Consider the following 16630-nt stretch of genomic DNA (forward strand, 5'->3'; position numbering starts at 1 on the left):
GTCAGGAATCCCTCGCGCGGCCGCGCCGCCGGGCCGTCAGCAGGGTCGCCGCGAGCAGCAGCGCCACCAGCCCGGCCGCCGCCCAGGGCGCGAAGTCGCTCGCCCCCGACTGCTCCTTGACGACCTGGTTGACGTCCGGCGCGCTCTGCCCGCCGTCGAACGCCACGTTGCGCCCCGGGTCCGGTGCGGGCGACTTGGGCGACGCGCTCGCGCGCGGCTTGGGCGGCGGCAGGGCGGCACTCCGCTCACCGGGCGTGCCGGGCTCGGCGGTCTCCGGATTCCCGTTGTCCTGCCCCGGTTCTCCGTCCTGCGGCCGGTCGGCCCGGGGGTCCGGTCGGCCGTCGGGCTGCTGCTCGTTCGGGTCGCCGGAAGCGGGCTTGCCCTCGTCCGGCGCGACGCACGGTTCGCCCTCGGTGCCGGGGCGGACGGCCGCGACGCGCGGCGTCGGGTTGGAGTCCGCGGTGGCGTTCAAGGAGAACGACCAGCCCTCGAACCCGCCGGGGATGAACCTGCGGTTCTTCACCCCCCACTGGCTGTACTCCCACGCGCAGTTGTTGCCCGCGTGCCAGTACGACCAGTACCCGGCCGCCGGGGGCGTGTCGATGCACGACTCCTGGTAGCCCTCGTTGCCCTTGACCGGCAGGGTTTCCACGGCGGAGGGCCGGTTCTCGATGCGGCAGATGAACGCCTCGCCCCACCGCTGCACGCCGTTGACCTGGAACCCCGCGCCCTTCATGGCGTCCAGGCCGGTTCCCCCGGTGCTCTGCGGGTTGCAGCGGACCAGGGTGGTGCCGCCGAGCTGCTGGAAGTCGATCACCACCGTGACCCCGGTCCCGGACGGGCAGAAACCGGGCGCGCCCTTGGACTGGTCGACGGCGTGCGCGCCGGGCGCGGCGGCCACCACCAGGAAGGCGGCGGCCACCGCGCCCGACGCGCGTCGGGTGGTCCGGCTCACTGGACCGTGAGGACCGCGGTGTTGTACACGGTGCCTCCCGTTCCGGTGGCCTTGATCGTGTAGGTGTAGGTGCCCTTCGCGGTGGGCGTGATGCTCTGCGTGCCGTTCGCGGCCAGCGTGCCCGACCAGCTGCCGCCGCCACTGGCGGGGGAGACGGCGTGCGCGGTCACGGTGGTGGCGTTGCTGGACGTCCACGTCAACGTGGTGCTCTGCCCGAGGTTGATCTTCCGGTCCAGGTCGTCCACCGACAGGCCGACGGTCGGGTTGGTCGGGCCGACCGCCGGGTTGGTCGGCGTGACACCGGGCGCGGGGTTCGTGGTGGCCGACTTGTTGAGCGAGAACGACCAGCCCTCGAAACCGCCGGGGGTCACGTTGCGGTTCAGCGCGCCGTAGCTGCTGTAGTTCCACGTGGTGCCCGCGCCGTCGGCGTGCCAGTACGACCAGTACGCCTCGGCGGGCGGCGTGACGACGCACGCCTCCTTGTAGGTCGGGTTCGTGGTGCGCGGGATCGTCTCGGTCGACGCGGGCCGGTTCTCCAGGCGGCACACGAAACCCAGGCCCCACTGCGCGACACCGGCCACCGCGATCCCCGCGTCCTGCAACGCCTTGATGCCGGTGCGAGCGGTGCCGGGGCCGGCGTTGGGCGAGCAGCGGGTGATCGTCGGCGCGGCCGTGCCGCCGTTGCCGTCCAGTTCCTGGAAGTCGATGACGACGGTGACGCCGCTGAGCGCGTCGCCCCCGGTGCAGATCCCGTTGTAGCCCTTGGTCGGGTCGATCGCGCCGGCGTTCGGCGCGCCGGCCACCGCGACGGCCAGCGACAGCGCCGCCGCCGACAGGACGGACAGGACTCTCCTCATGGTGCAACCCCCAGGGTCTTGTTGTACTTGCGCGTGCGGGTGCGTCGGATCAGCAGACCCAGCGCCACCGCCAGGACCACGCCGCTCAACGCGGCCACGGCCCAGATCGGCACGGTCGGCTCCTCCGCCGCGACGGGCGTCGGCGCGACCTGGCGGCCGGTCAGCGGAAGCCGCACGGCCGCCGCGACCGGAGAGCCCTCGGCGTCGATCCACGACCGCCCGGCCACGCCCGACGCGGCGGCCACGCCGACCGCGAGCGCGTCCTCCGCGCCCGCGTCCGCCTTGTCCAGCAACGATCCCAGCGACCGCGCGGTGGTCGTCGCGTCCAGCCCGAGCGCTTGGCGGCCGGAGGCGGCGGCGGCGCTGCGCGCGACGTCGGTGTTCCCGTCGCCGTCGAGCACCAGGCCGTCGTCGGTGACGGCGGCGTTGAGCGACTTCGCCCCGTCCATCAGCGCCGCCGTGCGCTCCTCCGACCAGTCGTCGGGAGCGGTGTCCCGGGACTTGGTGCCGTCGCGCGGGCGCAGGTTGAGCGCGGTGACCGCGGCCGAGGTCGCGGCGACGTCGCCCGACGCGCAGTCGCGGGCGCCCAGGTCGGCGGGGAACGAACCGTCGTCGCACCGGGAGCGGACCAGGACGTCGATCGCGGACTTCGCGTCCGGCGCGCCCGGCACCGCGACGGTCGCGGCGATCGCCCACGCCTGCCGGCGCGCGGTGTCGTCGGAGTCGGCGAACGAACCGGTGTCGGTGAACCGGCCGTCCTCGCCGCGCAGCGCCGCCAGGTCCTTGGCCAGCCGGTCGAGGACCACCGGCAGGTCCGGCGGCGCCTGGCCGTCGGCCTGGTCGAAGCGGGCGACGAGGGTCAGTTTGGCCAACGGCTCGGCGTACGCGGCACCGCCGGTCTCGTAGGGCTTGCCGTGGGCGTAGGCGTCGACCGATTCGGGGCGCAGCAGGAACCTCGTGGCGCGTTCGACCGCGTCCGGCTGCTCGCCCAACGTGCGCAGCGCCAGCACCAGGTCGGCGGTCGCGTCGTAGTCGGTGAAGGTCGAACCGTTCTGGGTGACCTCCACGTGGTCGCCGCCGACCAGCGTGCCCGCCAGGTGCGCGCCCAGCCGCCCGGCCGGGGTCGGCGTGCCGGGCGGCGGTGGCGGGGCCTGCGGCGTGACCGGCGTGCCCTTGGCCGAACCCGGTGGCGGCGCGAGGTTCCCGGACCGCCCGGCGGTCGGCGCGGCCGGTTCGGGCTCGGCGGCGGGCGGCGGGGTGGCCTCGGGTTCGGGCTCCGGTGTGGTCGTCGGCTCGTCGGACGGGACGCGCCGCTTGGTCAGGTCGTGGAAGCCGACCTGGGACAGGCCCAGCGACGCCTGCGCGCCCGCCCTGATCCAGGTGTCCACGCCGGCGATGCCGCCGGTGCGGGCCTGCCGGTACTGGTCGGGGTTGTAGGCGATCGCGCCGATGTCGTCGACCAGCGAGGTGTTCGCGTCCGCGTCGGTGGCCTGCGCCGACTTGAGGTACGCCAGGCCGCGCCGCACGGCGTCCTCCGCGCCGCCGGCCTCGGCGAGGGCCTGCACGACCAGGCCGGTGCTGTTGGTGTTGGGCGCTTCGGTGCTGACGCCGCCGCCCCAGCCGCCGCTCGCGTCCTGCTGGCCCAGGAGCCACGTGACGGCCCGGCCGATGGCGTCGTCCAGGCCGCCGGCACCGGCTGCGCGGGCGGCCAGCATCGCGGAGAGCGCGAGCCCCGTCGTGTCGCGGTCGGGCGCGGCCTTGTCGTACGGCTTGCCCTCGTCGCAGGTCGACACCTTGAAGCCGGTGGAGGTGACCTGGTCGGGCGGATCCCCGGCGGTGGCCGGGATGTACTCGAAGAAGATCCGGAAGAAGCCCTCCGCGCACTGCTGGCTGACCATCTTGTCGATGGCCATGGGGTCGTTGCGCCCCACCGCGGCCAGCCCGATCACGGCCAGCGCCTGGCCGAACATGTTGGCGTTGTTGCCGACGAAGTCGTTGAAGTCGGGGTTCTTCGAGTAGTCGCTGACCCGGCCGATGTCCGGGCCGGAGCGGCGGATCGTGCGCTCGGTCTCCAGGACCATGTCGTAGCCGCCGAAGGCGCGCGGGTTCCGGCCCGAGACCTCGGCCGCGACCAGCACCTTGGCCGTCGCGCCGCCGACGATGACGGCGTCGTAGCCCTGGCCGGGAACCAGGCCGTCCCAGGTGAAGTAGTCGCTCGCGCGCCTCTGGTCGTCCAGGAACGACACGATCGGCGCGGCCAGCGCGGCCTCGTTCGCGGCGTGCATGGCGAACAGGGCGTCGATCATCAGGCCGTGGTCGGGCAGCGTTCCGCCGAGGGGGTTCTCGTAGGTGCCGTCGGGGGAGAGGTGCGCGGCGAGCCAGCGGGCGTTGGCACCGGCGGCCGGCCGGTCCCGGGCGGTGGCGACGCCGGCGGTGGCGACGGTGGCGACGGTGCCGAGCAGCAGCACGGCGGACAGCGCGGCGAACGAGCGGGTGAGCCTGCGGTGGCGGGCCGTCCCGTCGTCGTCCACGTGAAAGACGGTTCGACACCACATGTCGAGCGTCACCCCTGTAGTTCGCGACAGTGGATGGACAGTCACCCGCCCACGTGTTGACCCGACTTGTCGCCTTGCGGCGACCCACGGTTGCGCGACAGTGCCGGACTTCGACCGGCTTCCTCACGTTGGGCGGAGATATGGAGTTGGCGAGCCGGGGGAGCCTAACACCGATTTCACCCCATCAGGCACCACCAGGCGGGTTGTCCGGGTGCTCTGCGTTACCCCTCGATGCCGCCGCCGGAGGTGCCGGAACCGGGTCCTGCCACCGGGTGCGTCGCGAACTCCGAGTTTCGCCGCCGAGAGATCGAGAATCGTTCGGGTGTTCCGCCGACGGGTGATTGGTCCGCTCCCTTACCGATTGGTCGGGGTGCCGCGCATTTCCGCCGGGATGAGCACCCGTCGGCTTGCGCCGGTGCTCGGGAACCGGCGGACGTTCCCCGATCGCCGGAGAATGCGCTATCGTCTGCGGCACTTGTCGAGGGGGTTGCCGCGCGGAGTCCGCTATTCGACTCGGGCGGTAATGTGAGGGTGTTGCCGGGATTGCGTTCTGGAACACCGGTGTGCAGGTCAGGGGCGGTGGGGTGGGGGAATCCGCGACCATCGTGAACTGTTCGTGACGGCGCGTCATCCGCAAGTTGCGGATTGTGTCGAACGGGGTGGGTTTCCGCGCTTTCAGTCCGTCGGGGTCGGACTGGCGCGGATCGGGTGACGGGGGGCGTGACCGCATCGGCGCGGTTGTTCGCCGGCAGGCGATTCACTCCCCGATTGCTCCCGAATGGCCCGGTGGATCCCGTGGCAGAACGGAGGTCGTGGGCTGACTGGGGTTGACCAGCGGGCGAGTTCCGCCGGTGGATCGGTGGTCGTGCAATCCGGTCGCGACGTGTTCGTGGGCGAGGTGAACCTGCGGACCGGCCTGCCGGTCCAGGCGCGCTACCGGCACCAGGTGGAGCGGATCGCCCCGACGCGGCTGCTGGGCCGCGAAGAGGAACTGGCCGAACTGGCCGCCTTCGCCCGCTCGGCCGACACGGCGGGCCGCTACCGGTGGTGGCGGGCCGGTCCGTGGGCGGGCAAGACCGCGCTGCTGTCGTGGTTCGTGCTCAACCCGCCCGAGGGCGTGCGCGTGGTGTCGTTCTTCGTCACCGCCCGGCTCCCGGGCCAGTCCGACCGGGCCGCGTTCGTCGACGCGCTGCTGGAGCAACTGCTGACCGTGCTGGGCCAGGACGCCCCGCCGCTGCTGACCGACACGACCCGCGAGGCCCACCTGCACGGCCTGCTGGCCGAGGCCGCGGCGGCGTGCCGGGACCGGGGCGAGACGTTGCTGCTGGTCGTGGACGGGCTGGACGAGGACCGCGGCTACACGACCAGCCACGACGCGCACAGCGTCGCCGCGCTGCTGCCCGCGACCCCGCCCGCCGGGATGCGGGTGGTGGTCGCCGGCCGCCCCGACCCGCCCCTGCCGGGCGACCTCGCCGGGCACCACCCGTTGCGGGGGCCCGAAGTCGTGCGCCCGCTGACGCCCTCGCCGCACGCGCGGGCGTCGCGCACCGAGATGGAGCGCGACCTCAAGCGGCTGCTCGCCGGCACGCCGCTGGAACGGGACCTGCTCGGCCTGCTGGTCGCCTCGGGCGGCGGGCTCGGCGCGGCGGACCTGGCCGGGCTCACCGGCGCGAACCGGCGGCACGTGCGCGAACACCTCGACACCGCCGCCGGGCGCAGCTTCACCCGGCGCGCCGGCACCCTCGTCCCGGAGACCGAGAGCTACCTGCTGGGCCACGAAGAACTCCAGGCCGCCGCCGCGGACCTGGTGCACGACGGGCTGCCCGGCTACCGCGACCGCCTGCACGCCTGGGCCGACGACTACGCGCGGCGCGGCTGGCCGGCCGACACGCCCGAGTACCTGCTGCGCGGCTACCACGCGATGCTCATGGCGAGCGCCGGGCTCGACCGCGCCACCGCCCTGTGCACCGACCCGCGCCGCCACGACCGCCTGGTCGCCGTCACCGGCGGTGACGCCACCGCGCTCGCCCAGATCACCGCGACGCTGGACGCCTACGCCGGCGCGCCGGACGTCGACCTCGCGGCGGTGGCCCGGCTCGCGGTGCACCGCGACCACCTGCGCGACCGCAACGCCCGCATCCCGTCGGGCGCCCCCGTGCTGCTGGCCCGGCTCGGCCACCACGACCGGGCGCTCGCGCTCGCCCACTCGATCGCGCCCGCCGAGCGGCAGAGCGAGGTGCTGGCGCGGATCGCCCGCACGTTCGAGAAGGCCGGGCACACCGAGCGGGCCGAGGAGCTGATGGAGTCGGCGATCCAGGTGGCCCGGTCCAGCCAGGCCGCCCACCAGCTGGGCCGGGCCCTGGTGTCGGCCAGGGCCATCGGGCAGACCGCGCGCCCGCCGTCCGCCGGCGGGGTGGAGCCGGGCCGCACCGGGCCGCGCGGGGACGCCGGGCACGTCCCGGACGACCTGGAGCGGCAGGCCGAGGACCTCGCGGCGGCGGCCGAGGTGCTGATCGGCAACGGGCACCGCGACCAGGCCGTCCGGCTGATCCGCACGGCGATCGACGCCGCCCGCTCGACCACCGTCTCCTACCGGCAGGCGGACGCGCTGCTCGCGGTCACCGAGGTGGCCGTGCGGGTGGACGAGCACGAACTGGCGATCGAGGCCGCCCGTTCCGCGTCCGACCCCTACTACCAGCACCGCGCCCTCGTCCTGGTGGCCGAACTGCTGATCCGCAAGGGCAAGTACGCGCTCGCCACCGACACCGCCCGGTCCATCACCGACCCGTACCAGCGCGGCGAAACCCTGCTGCTGGTGGCGGAATCCCTGGCCAGGGAGGGCAGCCCGGACGTGATCGGGCTGGTCGAGCAGGCGATCGAGCTGTTCCGCTCGCCGGTCAACTCGCCGCAGCAGAGCCAGGCGCTGATGTTCGTGGCGGAGGCGGTGGCCCGCGTGGGGTACCTGGAGTGGGCCGCGGAACTGGTGGAGCAGTCGATCTCCAGCGCGTACGCGGTCACCAATCCCGTGCGGGACAGCCGGGTGCTGCTCGCGGTGGCCGAGGTGTCGGCGTCGGCCGGCCACGTGCGGCGCGCGCTGGCCCTGGCGGACCGCGCGGCCGAGGCGGTCGGCGCGTCGCCGGACCGCTACCAGCACGGCGAAGTGCTGGTGCTGGCGGCCGAGGCGGTGGCGCGGGCGGGCGCGCGGGAGCGGGCGGTGCGGCTCGCGCGGTCGGCGGTGCGGATCTCCGCCACGCTCCCGGTCCCGTTGCAGCGCGGGAAGGTCCAGGCGTCGGCGGCCACCGTGCTGGCCCGCGTGGGCGAGCACGAGAGCGCGGTGGACACCGCCCTCTCCATCGCGAACCCGGTGCAGGCGGGCCAGGCCCTGGTGGGCGTCGCCGAGGTGCTGGCCGACACCGGTCACGCGGAGCGCGCCGGCCAACTGGTCCACGAGGCGGTCGACGTCGCCGAGTCGGTCACCGACCCGTACCAGCGGGCGGAGGCGATGATCTCGGTCGCGGGAGCGCTGGCCCGGGTGGGGGAGCATGCCGCCGCGGTCTCCACCGCGCGGGCCATCGCCGACCCCGACCAGCAGGGCCGGGCGCTGCTGGCGGTGGGCCGGGCGCTGGGCAAGGAGGGGCGCGGCGACCAGGCCGCCGGGCTGATCGACGAGGCGGTCGACGCCGCGCTGGCCAACCCCGACCTGGACCAGCGGTGCCAACTGCTGGTAGCGGTGGCCGAGTCCGCCGCGCGGACCCGGCGCGACGGCCGGGACGTCCGGCTGATGGTGCTGGTCGTCGGGCTGGCGCTGTCCTACCCGGATCCCTACCGGCGCGGGGAGATCCTGATCTCGGCGGCGTCGGTGCTCGGCCGGGCGGGTGCCTACGAGGCGGCGATCGAGGCCATCGGCTCGGTCGAGGACCCCTACCAGCACGGGCGCGCGCTGGTGCTGCTCGCGCGGGCGATCACCGAGCGGGGCAACCACGAACTCGCGATCGAGGTCGTCCGGTCGATCACCGATCCCGAGCAGCAGAGCCAGGCGTGGATGGCCGCGGCGAAGGCCGTGGCGAGCGGTGGCCCGTGGGACCTCGCGGTCCGGTGCGCGGTGTCGGCGCTGCGGGCGGGCCACTGGCAGTCCGCGCCGCAGGACCTGTGCGGCGTCTCGGTGCGCGCCACCCTCGCGCTGGTCGAGGAAGCGGCGACCCTGGCGCGCCGACGCCACGGCTGAGCCGGTATTCCATCATTGATCAGCACCCGTGATGACTTCAGTGCAGACCGAATCACAACGGGCTGGCGGCCGTCACGAGAACGCGATCGATGCGGGACATCACCGCCAGCCCCGTGGACGCCTCGGTGCGGATCAGCGCCAACCCGGCATCCTCGGCCGGGTCGGTGGCCAGCGCCGCGTCGTAGACCGCCTTCCGGCGCGCCTCCCACTCGGGCCGGGTGACCACCTCGACGTCGGTGAAACCGTTGCGGTGCAGGACGTCCCCGCAGCGCAACGTGGAAAACCGCGCCGGCACCGCGGTATCGCCGTGGTCGCGCGCCTCCCAGCAGGTCAGCACGAGCCGGCCGCCGGGCCGCAGCACCCGGCGCAGTTCGCGCGCCGTCAGGTCGTGGTCGGTGGCGAACTGGAACGCGTCGACGCACATCACCGCGTCGGCCACGCCGTCGTCCAGGCCCGTGGCGGCCAGGTCCCCGACCGCGAACCGCGCGCTCGCCAACCCGAACGCCGCACGTCGCCGGGTCGCGGCGGCCACCGCGACCGCCGAACCGTCGACACCGCACAGCCGCGCGCCGACCTCGCGCGCCACCCACATCCCCGGCCCGCCCCGCCCGCACGCGAGATCCACCAGCAGCCCGCCGGGCGCGACGCGGACGCCCGCCGCGATCTCCCGGAGCCCGGACACCGGCACGAACGAGAACGGCTCCACCTCCGGCGGCAGGTCCGGGTCGAACAGGACCGGGAACACCCGGCGCAACCACTCCGACCGCTCCGAGACCAGGAACGCGTCGTCGAACGTTTCCGGCAGATCGCTCATGCGACCACGGTAGGGCCTGCCGCCGCGGCCCGGCCGGTCGTGTCGGGGACGTTCCGGCGTGCCGGAAACCGAGGGTGTCCGCCGTTCGGCGCAATCCGGCAGCCGTCCTTTGTGGACCGGCTCAGTCCAGGAGGTCGCGCAGGAAGCGGCGGTAGTCCTCGTGCAGGTCGTGGCACGCGGCCAGGGCGGCCCGCGCGTCGCCGGTCAGCCCGTCGGCCAGCACGCGGTGGCGGTCGAGGGTGGCCTCGTCCATGGTGCCGCCGCGCGGGCTGATCCGGATGACGCCGGAGATCTCGCGGGTGTGGTCCTCCCACAGGCCCAGCACCGTCGCCGAGCGGGCGGAGGCGACGATGGCGCGGTGCAGCTCGCGGTCCGCCTCGGTCGCGTCGGTGCGGTTCTCGACGCAGCGCCGCAACTCGGCCAGGGCCGCGCGCACCGGCGCGGTGTCCACTTCGGACGGATCGCGTTGCGAGACCAGGGTCAGCGCGCCGCTCTCCAAGACCTCGCGGACGACCGTGATGTCGATCAGGGAGCGCTGGGCGTTGCGCGACTGGGCGGTGACGTCGTTCGCGGTGACGAACGCGCCGCGGCCCACCTGCACGTCCACCAGGCCCAGCGAGCTGAGCATCCCGAGCGCTTCGCGGACCACCGGGCGGGAGACGCCCAGCGCCTCGGCCATCTGCCGCTCCGAGGGCAGCCGCTCGCCCGGTCGGTAGCGGCCGGCGCGGATGTCCTGCAACAGCCGGTCGGCGACCCGCGAACGCTGCGTGCCCGAACTCATCGGGCGCTCCGGGCGGCTGGTCCGCCGGTGGTCTGAACGGTCAACGCCGTGCCCTCCTGTCGGTGGTGTCGGGCCACCGGTACGAGGCCGGTCGGCCGTGCACCGATCATCGACAAGATACCCGCCGCGACCGGGCCGGCCGGCAACGTGCCAGGTGGGAGCGGGGAGGCGGGCTCTGGACAAGCGATCCCGCCGGTTGTTACCGTCCCACTGGTAAGAGCGGTAATACCAGTTACGCCCTGTCACCGGTTGGCGAGGAGTGCGACGATGCGCCCAGACCTGGACGGACCGGCCCGGCCGAGGGTCGGCGTCGACGGCCGCAAGTTCCCCCGGGCCGCCGCGCGCGGTCCGCACGGCACCCTCGACGACGTCGCCGCGCTGGGGCTCGACGGGGTCTTCTTCCGGACCGTCCTGGACCTGAGCCCGGCGCTGGACCCCGGTGAACTCCGGGAGGTCCGGGCGCACGCCGACGAACTCGGCCTGTACCTGGAAACCGGGCTGGGCAAGGTGAACCCGTTCGCCACGCCGGAGGTGCCCGAGCTGCGCGCCGCGGGCGACGGCGACATCCTGCTGGGGTTCCGCCGGATGATGGAGGCCGCCGCCGGGATCGGCTGCGTCGAGCTGTGGGCGGCGACCACCAACTACCAGCTCGGTTACCCGGGGAAGTTCGTGTGGGACCGGTTCCGCACCGACGTGGGCTGGGCCGACCAGCTCGCCGCGACCCGGCGCTTCCTGCTCAGGCTGCGGCCGATCGCGGTGGACCTCGGCCTCCACGTCAACCTCGAAACGCACGAGGAGATCACCTCCTTCGAGCTGGTCGAGCTGGTCGAGGCGGTCGGCCCGGACGCGTGCGGGATCGTCTTCGACACCGCGAACCCGTTGCAGCGCCTGGAACACCCGCGCCGCACGGCGGAACGGGTCGCGCCCTACGTGCGCCAGACCCAGTTGAAGGACTGCGTGATCACGCCCGCCGCCGGCGGCTACCGGTTCGACCTGACGCCGTGCGGTTCCGGCGTGGTCGACTTCGAGCACGTCGTGTCGACGGTGCTGGCCCACAACCCGGACGTGACGCTCACCATCGAGGGCCGGGAGTCGCGCGCGGACTTCCCGGGCCCGACGCCGGTCACGCTCCTGCCGATCGGCGACCCCGAGTTCATCGCCTCCCACCGGCACCTGTCGGTCGAGGAGTTCGCCGCCTTCGCCGGGCTGGTGGGCGCGACCCCCGTCCCGGCCGGCGGGCTCCCGGCCCACTTCGGCCACGACCAGGCCATCGCGGACCTGCTGCGCAGCCGCGACCACGTCCGCGCCGTCGTCGGCCGGATCACCGAGTCGCGCGGCGTCGCGCACTGACCGCCCACCACGGGCAGGAGGAGTTCGGATGCGTGTCGGCATCGACGGGCGCAAGGTGCCCGGAGCGGCCGGGCGGCCCGCCGTCGAGCGGCTCGACCTGGCCCGGAAACTGGGGCTGGACGGCGTCTTCTACCGGACCGTGTTCGACATGGCCCCGGACCTCGACCCGGTCGTGCTGCGCGGGTTCCGGGAGCGCGCCGACGAACTCGGCCTGTACCTGGAAGCCGGGGTCGGCAACGTGAACCCGTACGCCATGGCCGAGCACCCGCACCTGCGCCGGGCCGGCGACGGGGACACGCTGCTGGGCTTCCGGCGGGCGATCGAGGCCGCCGCCGCGATCGGGTGCACCGAACTCTGGGCGGTGACCGGGGGTTTCCAGGACTACCCCGGCCGGTTCGCCTACGACCGGTTCCGCACCGACGTCGACTGGGCGGACCAGCTCGCGCAGACCGCCCGCTTCCTCGACCGGCTCGCGCCGATCTGCCGGGCGCACGGCGTGCACCTGAACCTGGAGACGCACGAGGAGATCACCAGCTTCGAACTGGTCCGGCTGGTCGAACAGGTCGGCCCGGACGTCCTGGGCATCACCTTCGACACCACCAACCTGCTCCAGCGGGGGGAGCACCCGGTCGAGACCGCGCACCGGGTCGCCCCGTACGTGCGGCAGACGCACATCAAGGACTGCCTGCTCACCGTCACCGACGAGGGGCTGTTCTACCAGCTGACCCCGGTCGGCCACGGCGTGGTGGACATCCCCGGCGTGCTGGAGGTCCTGGCCGGGGCGGGGGTTACCGCGAACCTGAGCCTGGAGACCGTCACGGCGGCCGAGGAGTCCCCGGGTGTCCACAGTGGACAGAACCGCTACCTGCGGCCGCTGCTGATCGAGATCTACGACCCGGTCTGGCACGCGCAGCACCAGGACCTGGGCCCGGCGGAGCTGGCCGGCACCATCCGGCTGGGCGTCGAGGGCAGCCGCCGGGTGGGCGCGGGCGAGACCGAGTCGATGCAGACCGCCGCCGGCCGCCCGTTCGGCCACGCCGAGGCCGTCGACTTCCTCCGGGCCGGCACCGCCTACCTGCGGTCGCTGCCCGGTTCCGGGAGGTGCTGAGTGTTCGCCACCACCATCGCCCCCGAGGTGCTCGAAGGCAGGCTGGACGCGCTGCGCCGCCGGGCCGACGCCGACGGCCTCGACGCCGTGGTCGTGGTCGGGGCGCCCGCGCGCCTGGGCCCGGCGGCCGACTCGCCCGGCAACGTCCGGTTCCTGACCGGGTGGATGTCCACGCACAGCCCGGCCGTCGTGGTCGTGCGGCCCGGCGAGCCGGCCGCGGTGATCGCCGTCGGGCCGCACGACGCGCGCGGGTTCTCCCGCCGGGCCGAGGGGTTCGCCGACGTCCGCCGGATCGCCGGCGGTCCCGGCGCGTTCGCCGAGGCGGCGCGGCACGCACTGGGCACCGCCGCCGCGGGCCGCGTCGGCGTGGCCGGGTGGGCGGAGCTGACGACTCCGGTGGCGTCCGCGCTCGGCGAGGTCGTGCCGAACGGCGTCGAGTACGACGGCGTGCTGCACCGGCTCCGCCTGGACCACTGCGCGGAGTTCGGCGGACTGGCCGAGGCGGTCGCGGCGATCTCGGACGCGATGGTCGAGGCCGTGCTGGACGCCGCCGCCACGGGTCCGCGCTCGGGCGCGGAGCTGATGACGCTGGCCGAGCACGTCGGTCGCGGCCTGGGCGCGGAATCGGCGTCCTGCTGGCTGGCCACCGGTCCGACGCCGGAGACGACCTACTTCGAACTCTCCGAGCTGCGCGGGGTGGCGACGGCGGGTCACCGGGTCCAGCTGGGCACGACGGTGGCGTACGAGGGGTTCTTCGGGCAGAGCCTGCGCACGGGCGTGATCGGCGAGCCGTCCGCGCTGCTCGTGGAGCACGCCGAGCGGCTGACCGCGATCCAGGACTTCGTGGCGCGCTCGATGACCCCGGGCGGGTCCCTGCGGGACGTGGCGGCGGGGGTGGCGGACCTGGTCGACGACGCCTGCCCCTACGGGCGCGGCGACGACCCGTTCCGGTTCCAGTTCTGCCACGGGCTCGGCCTGAGCTACTCCGAGCCCGGGATGCGCGCGGTGTCCGGGGCCGTGCCGCCCGACCCGGCGTTCGCGGACGTGGTGTTCGCCGAGGGGATGGTGGTCGAGGTCCACCCCAACTACTCGGTGCCGGGCCTGGGCCACGTCTGCGCCGGCGACATGGCCCGGGTGACCGCGTCCGGCGGCGAGTGGTTGACCCGCTCGGCGCGCGGCCTGCGCGTGATGGCCCGACCCCGCTAGCCCGTTCCAGCTCACGAAGGGCGTGAACCGTGTACGAACTCAGGGAAAGCAGCGGATCGTCCCGCTCGACCCCGGGCGCGCCCTCGCGCCGGGGCTTCCTCAAGGCGCTGGCCGCCGGGGGGATGCTGCTGGGTGCCGGGGGCGCGCTGGGCGCCTGCGGCGACGGGAGCGGCGGCGCGACCGCGTTCCGGGTCGCCCTCGGCTGGGTCACCGACGTGGGCTTCGCCGGGTTCTGGCTGGCCGCCGAGCGGGGCTACTACCGCGACGAGGGGCTGGACGTGGTGTTCAAGGGCGGCGGGGCCAACACCCCGCTGCCGCACGTGCAGCTCGCGTCCGGCGCGGTGGACTTCACCGTCGACCCGAACCTGCGGCAGGTCCTGGAGGTGATCGGGCAGGGCAACGACCTGGTGCTGCTCGGGGCGCAGTTCCAGACCGACCCGAACGCCCTGCTCTCGCTGGCCAAGCGGCCGGTGCGGACCGCCGCCGACCTGCCGGGCCTGCGGATCCTGAGCCAGCAGGGCACCCAGCCGCTGCTCAACGGGCTCTACCGGGCCAACGGCCTGGCGCCCGAGTTCGAGTTCATCCCCACCGGTTTCGACCCCGGCGCCCTGGTGCAGGGCAAGGGCGACGCCTACAACTGCTTCGCCACCAACCAGCCGATCATCCTGGAGGAGCAGTTCGGGCTAGGCCGGGGTTCGGGGTACGAGGTGGTGACCTACAGCGAACTGGGCTGCCCGGCCTACGCGAACGTGATCTGCTGCCGGCGGTCGCTGGTCCAGCAGAAGCGCGACCAGGTCGTGAAGTTCATGCGGGCCTCGGCGCGCGGCTGGCAGGACAACGCCGAGGACCCGGGCGCGGCGGTGAAGCTGGTGATGGACAAGTACGGCGTGGACCTCGGCCTCGACGAGAAGCAGCAGACCCGCCAGAACCAGTTGCAGGTGCCGCTGACCAGGAGCGCGTTGACCGAGCGGCAGGGCGTGCTGGCGATCGACCCGGTCGTCGTGCGCGACGAGATGTACCCGTGGCTGCGGCTGGCCGGCGCGGAGCGGCTGCCCGACCCGGCGGCGGTCGTGGACACCTCGATCCTGGCCGACGCGCGGAAGAACGGCGGCCGGTCGTGAGCCGCGGTCGGCCGGCGGCGGACGCGGGGGCGGGGGACCAGGCGGCGGTGCCGCCGCAGGCGGTGGAGATCTCCGGCGTGACCAAGGAGTTCACGCTCGCCCGCAAGCGGAAGTCCTTCCGCGCCTTGGACAATTTCGACCTCGCGGTCGGCCGGGGCGAGTTCGTGGCGATCCTGGGGCCTTCGGGGTGCGGCAAGTCGACGGTGCTGCGGATGGTCGCGGGACTGGAGACCCCGACGTCCGGCACCGTGCGGGTGGAGGGCGGCCCGCCGTCCGCGCTGATCGGGCAGCACCGGATGGGCGTGGGCTTCCAGGACTCCGCCCTGCTGCCGTGGGCGACCGCGTGGGACAACATCGCGCTGCCGTTCCGGCTCGCCGGCCGCCCGGTGCCCGGCGAGCGCGTCCGCCACCTGCTCGCCACGGTCGGGCTGGAGGGGTTCGGCACGGCCCGCCCGAGCCAGCTCTCCGGCGGGATGCGGCAGCGGATCTCGATCGCCCGGGCGATGGCGCTGGACCCGGACGTGCTCCTGCTGGACGAACCGTTCGGCGCGCTCGACGCCGTCACCAGGCGGCGGCTCAACCTCGAACTCGCCGCCGTGTGGGCGGCCCGGCGCACGACCACGGTCCTGGTGACGCACGACGTGCCCGAGGCCGTGCTGCTGGCCGACCGGATCGTGGTGATGACCGGCCGCCCCGGGTCGTGCGCGCACGTCGAGCACGTGGCGCAGGCCCGGCCGCGCGACGAGCAGTTCACCCGGACACCGGAGTTCCACCGGACCGTGGACCGGCTGACGGCCCTGCTCGACGCCCCCTCCCCGGAAGGACCGGACAGCGGGCGACCGGAGAACGCGAAAGCGGGTCGGGAGAAGTCGGGCACGGAGCAGCCGCCGGGGACGCGATGATCGCGGCGCGCGGGCTCGGCGTCGGTGCGCTGGGCGTCGCGATCCTGGTGGCGGCCCTGGAACTGGTCGGGCGGCTCGGGTTGGCCGGTCCGATCTGGCCGCCGCTGACCGAGGTGGTGGCCTACGGCGTGGGCGAGCCGGGGCGGCTGATCATCGGCCGGGCGGTCGCCGCCACGGTCGGCGAGGCGTTGGGCGGCTTGGCCCTGGGCACCCTCGCCGGGCTGCCGGCCGCCGCGTTCGGGCTGCTGGTGCCGTGGCTGCGGGCGGGGATGAACCAGGCCGCCATCGTGCTCAGCACGCTGCCGCTGATCGCGCTCGGGCCGATCCTGATCACCACGGTCGGCAGCGAGCGGGCGCCGGCGGTGATCGCCGCGCTCGGCGCCGGGTTCATGGTGTTCGTCGCCATGTCGTCGGCGTTCTCCCGCCCGGCGGACAGCACCCGCGACCTGTTCCGCGTGCTCGGCGCGTCGCGGGTGGCGACCCTGGTCCGGCTGACCGCCCCGGCGTCGGTGCCGGCGTTCTTCGACGGGCTGGCGCTGGCCGCGCCGTCGGCCCTGCTCGGCGCGGTGGTCGGCGAGTGGTTCGGGGCCGCGCGCGGCGTCGGCGTGCTGCTGGTCAGCTCCATGCAGAACTACCAGGTGGCCCAGCTCTGGGCCGCCGCGGTGTGCACCTCGCTGCTGTCGCTGGTCATGTACGGCGCGGTGACCGGCGCGCGCCGGGCGGCCGTGCGCCGGTTCACGTGAGAGGGGAGATCGG

12 protein-coding genes and 1 riboswitch are annotated in these 16630 nt (G+C 74.3%); of the genes, 7 read left to right on the forward strand and 5 right to left on the reverse strand.

Features of this window, described 5'->3' with window-relative positions; genetic code table 11:
• Position 1: 1 nt before the first annotated feature.
• Genes AC0HI0_RS06395 through AC0HI0_RS06405 form a run of 3 tightly spaced genes read right to left on the reverse strand, consistent with a single transcriptional unit; the run spans position 2 to position 4343 of the window.
• Positions 2 to 955: an ABC transporter substrate-binding protein gene (locus AC0HI0_RS06395; RefSeq protein WP_480931318.1), complete on the reverse strand. Its 954-nt coding sequence runs from the start codon at positions 953 to 955 to the stop codon at positions 2 to 4.
• A complete protein-coding gene (locus AC0HI0_RS06400; protein ID WP_480931319.1) occupies positions 952 to 1812 on the reverse strand; it encodes a cupredoxin domain-containing protein in 861 nt (286 codons plus the stop codon). Before AC0HI0_RS06400 ends, AC0HI0_RS06395 begins: the two co-directional genes overlap by 4 nt.
• Positions 1809 to 4343: a prenyltransferase/squalene oxidase repeat-containing protein gene (locus tag AC0HI0_RS06405; protein ID WP_480931320.1), complete on the reverse strand. Its 2535-nt coding sequence runs from the start codon at positions 4341 to 4343 to the stop codon at positions 1809 to 1811. The genes AC0HI0_RS06400 and AC0HI0_RS06405 overlap by 4 nt, the downstream gene beginning before the upstream one ends.
• Positions 4344 to 4371: 28 nt before the next feature.
• Positions 4372 to 4517: riboswitch (adenosylcobalamin (AdoCbl) riboswitch) on the reverse strand.
• Between the two features lie 715 nt (positions 4518 to 5232).
• Here AC0HI0_RS06405 and AC0HI0_RS06410 point away from each other — a divergent pair.
• Positions 5233 to 8592, forward strand: coding sequence for a hypothetical protein (locus AC0HI0_RS06410; RefSeq protein ID WP_480931321.1), 3360 nt, complete (start codon positions 5233 to 5235; stop codon positions 8590 to 8592).
• Between the two features lie 52 nt (positions 8593 to 8644).
• Here AC0HI0_RS06410 and AC0HI0_RS06415 read toward each other — a convergent pair whose 3' ends face one another.
• Complete coding sequence (locus AC0HI0_RS06415; RefSeq protein WP_480931322.1) at positions 8645 to 9406, reverse strand: class I SAM-dependent methyltransferase; 762 nt, start codon at positions 9404 to 9406, stop codon at positions 8645 to 8647.
• 121 nt (positions 9407 to 9527) lie between these two features.
• Entirely contained in the window at positions 9528 to 10187 is a 660-nt protein-coding gene (locus AC0HI0_RS06420; RefSeq protein WP_480931323.1) for a FadR/GntR family transcriptional regulator, read from the reverse strand.
• 267 nt (positions 10188 to 10454) lie between these two features.
• Between AC0HI0_RS06420 and AC0HI0_RS06425 the strand changes: the two genes are divergently transcribed.
• Genes AC0HI0_RS06425 through AC0HI0_RS06450 form a run of 6 tightly spaced genes read left to right on the forward strand, consistent with a single transcriptional unit; the run spans position 10455 to position 16617 of the window.
• Positions 10455 to 11537, forward strand: coding sequence for a sugar phosphate isomerase/epimerase family protein (locus AC0HI0_RS06425; RefSeq protein WP_480931324.1), 1083 nt, complete (start codon positions 10455 to 10457; stop codon positions 11535 to 11537).
• A 28-nt stretch (positions 11538 to 11565) separates the two neighbouring features.
• On the forward strand, positions 11566 to 12645 hold the full coding sequence (locus AC0HI0_RS06430; RefSeq protein WP_480931325.1) for a sugar phosphate isomerase/epimerase family protein: 1080 nt from the start codon (positions 11566 to 11568) through the stop codon (positions 12643 to 12645).
• Entirely contained in the window at positions 12646 to 13851 is a 1206-nt protein-coding gene (locus tag AC0HI0_RS06435; protein ID WP_480931326.1) for a M24 family metallopeptidase, read from the forward strand.
• A 29-nt stretch (positions 13852 to 13880) separates the two neighbouring features.
• Positions 13881 to 14972 carry an ABC transporter substrate-binding protein gene (locus AC0HI0_RS06440; protein ID WP_480931327.1) on the forward strand — a complete coding sequence of 364 codons (1092 nt, stop codon included), beginning with the start codon at positions 13881 to 13883 and terminating at the stop codon, positions 14970 to 14972.
• The gene (locus tag AC0HI0_RS06445; RefSeq protein ID WP_480931328.1) at positions 14969 to 15874 is read left to right on the forward strand and encodes an ABC transporter ATP-binding protein; all 906 of its coding nucleotides are present in this window, start codon (positions 14969 to 14971) and stop codon (positions 15872 to 15874) included. Before AC0HI0_RS06440 ends, AC0HI0_RS06445 begins: the two co-directional genes overlap by 4 nt.
• The gene (locus tag AC0HI0_RS06450) at positions 15871 to 16617 is read left to right on the forward strand and encodes an ABC transporter permease (RefSeq protein ID WP_480931329.1); all 747 of its coding nucleotides are present in this window, start codon (positions 15871 to 15873) and stop codon (positions 16615 to 16617) included. The genes AC0HI0_RS06445 and AC0HI0_RS06450 overlap by 4 nt, the downstream gene beginning before the upstream one ends.
• Positions 16618 to 16630: the final 13 nt, after the last annotated feature.

Source organism: Saccharothrix sp. NBAS 001, from assembly GCF_056640475.1.

Excerpts from the sequence above, each read along its gene's own strand:
- AC0HI0_RS06430 (WP_480931325.1), top strand. The coding sequence starts at position 11,566 with ATGCGTGTCGGCATCGACGGGCGCAAGGTGCCCGGAGCGGCCGGGCGG.
- AC0HI0_RS06415 (WP_480931322.1), bottom strand. The coding sequence starts at position 9,406 with ATGAGCGATCTGCCGGAAACGTTCGACGACGCGTTCCTGGTCTCGGAG.
- AC0HI0_RS06425 (WP_480931324.1), top strand. The coding sequence starts at position 10,455 with ATGCGCCCAGACCTGGACGGACCGGCCCGGCCGAGGGTCGGCGTCGAC.
- AC0HI0_RS06450 (WP_480931329.1), top strand. The coding sequence starts at position 15,871 with ATGATCGCGGCGCGCGGGCTCGGCGTCGGTGCGCTGGGCGTCGCGATC.
- AC0HI0_RS06420 (WP_480931323.1), bottom strand. The coding sequence starts at position 10,187 with ATGAGTTCGGGCACGCAGCGTTCGCGGGTCGCCGACCGGCTGTTGCAG.
- AC0HI0_RS06400 (WP_480931319.1), bottom strand. The coding sequence starts at position 1,812 with ATGAGGAGAGTCCTGTCCGTCCTGTCGGCGGCGGCGCTGTCGCTGGCC.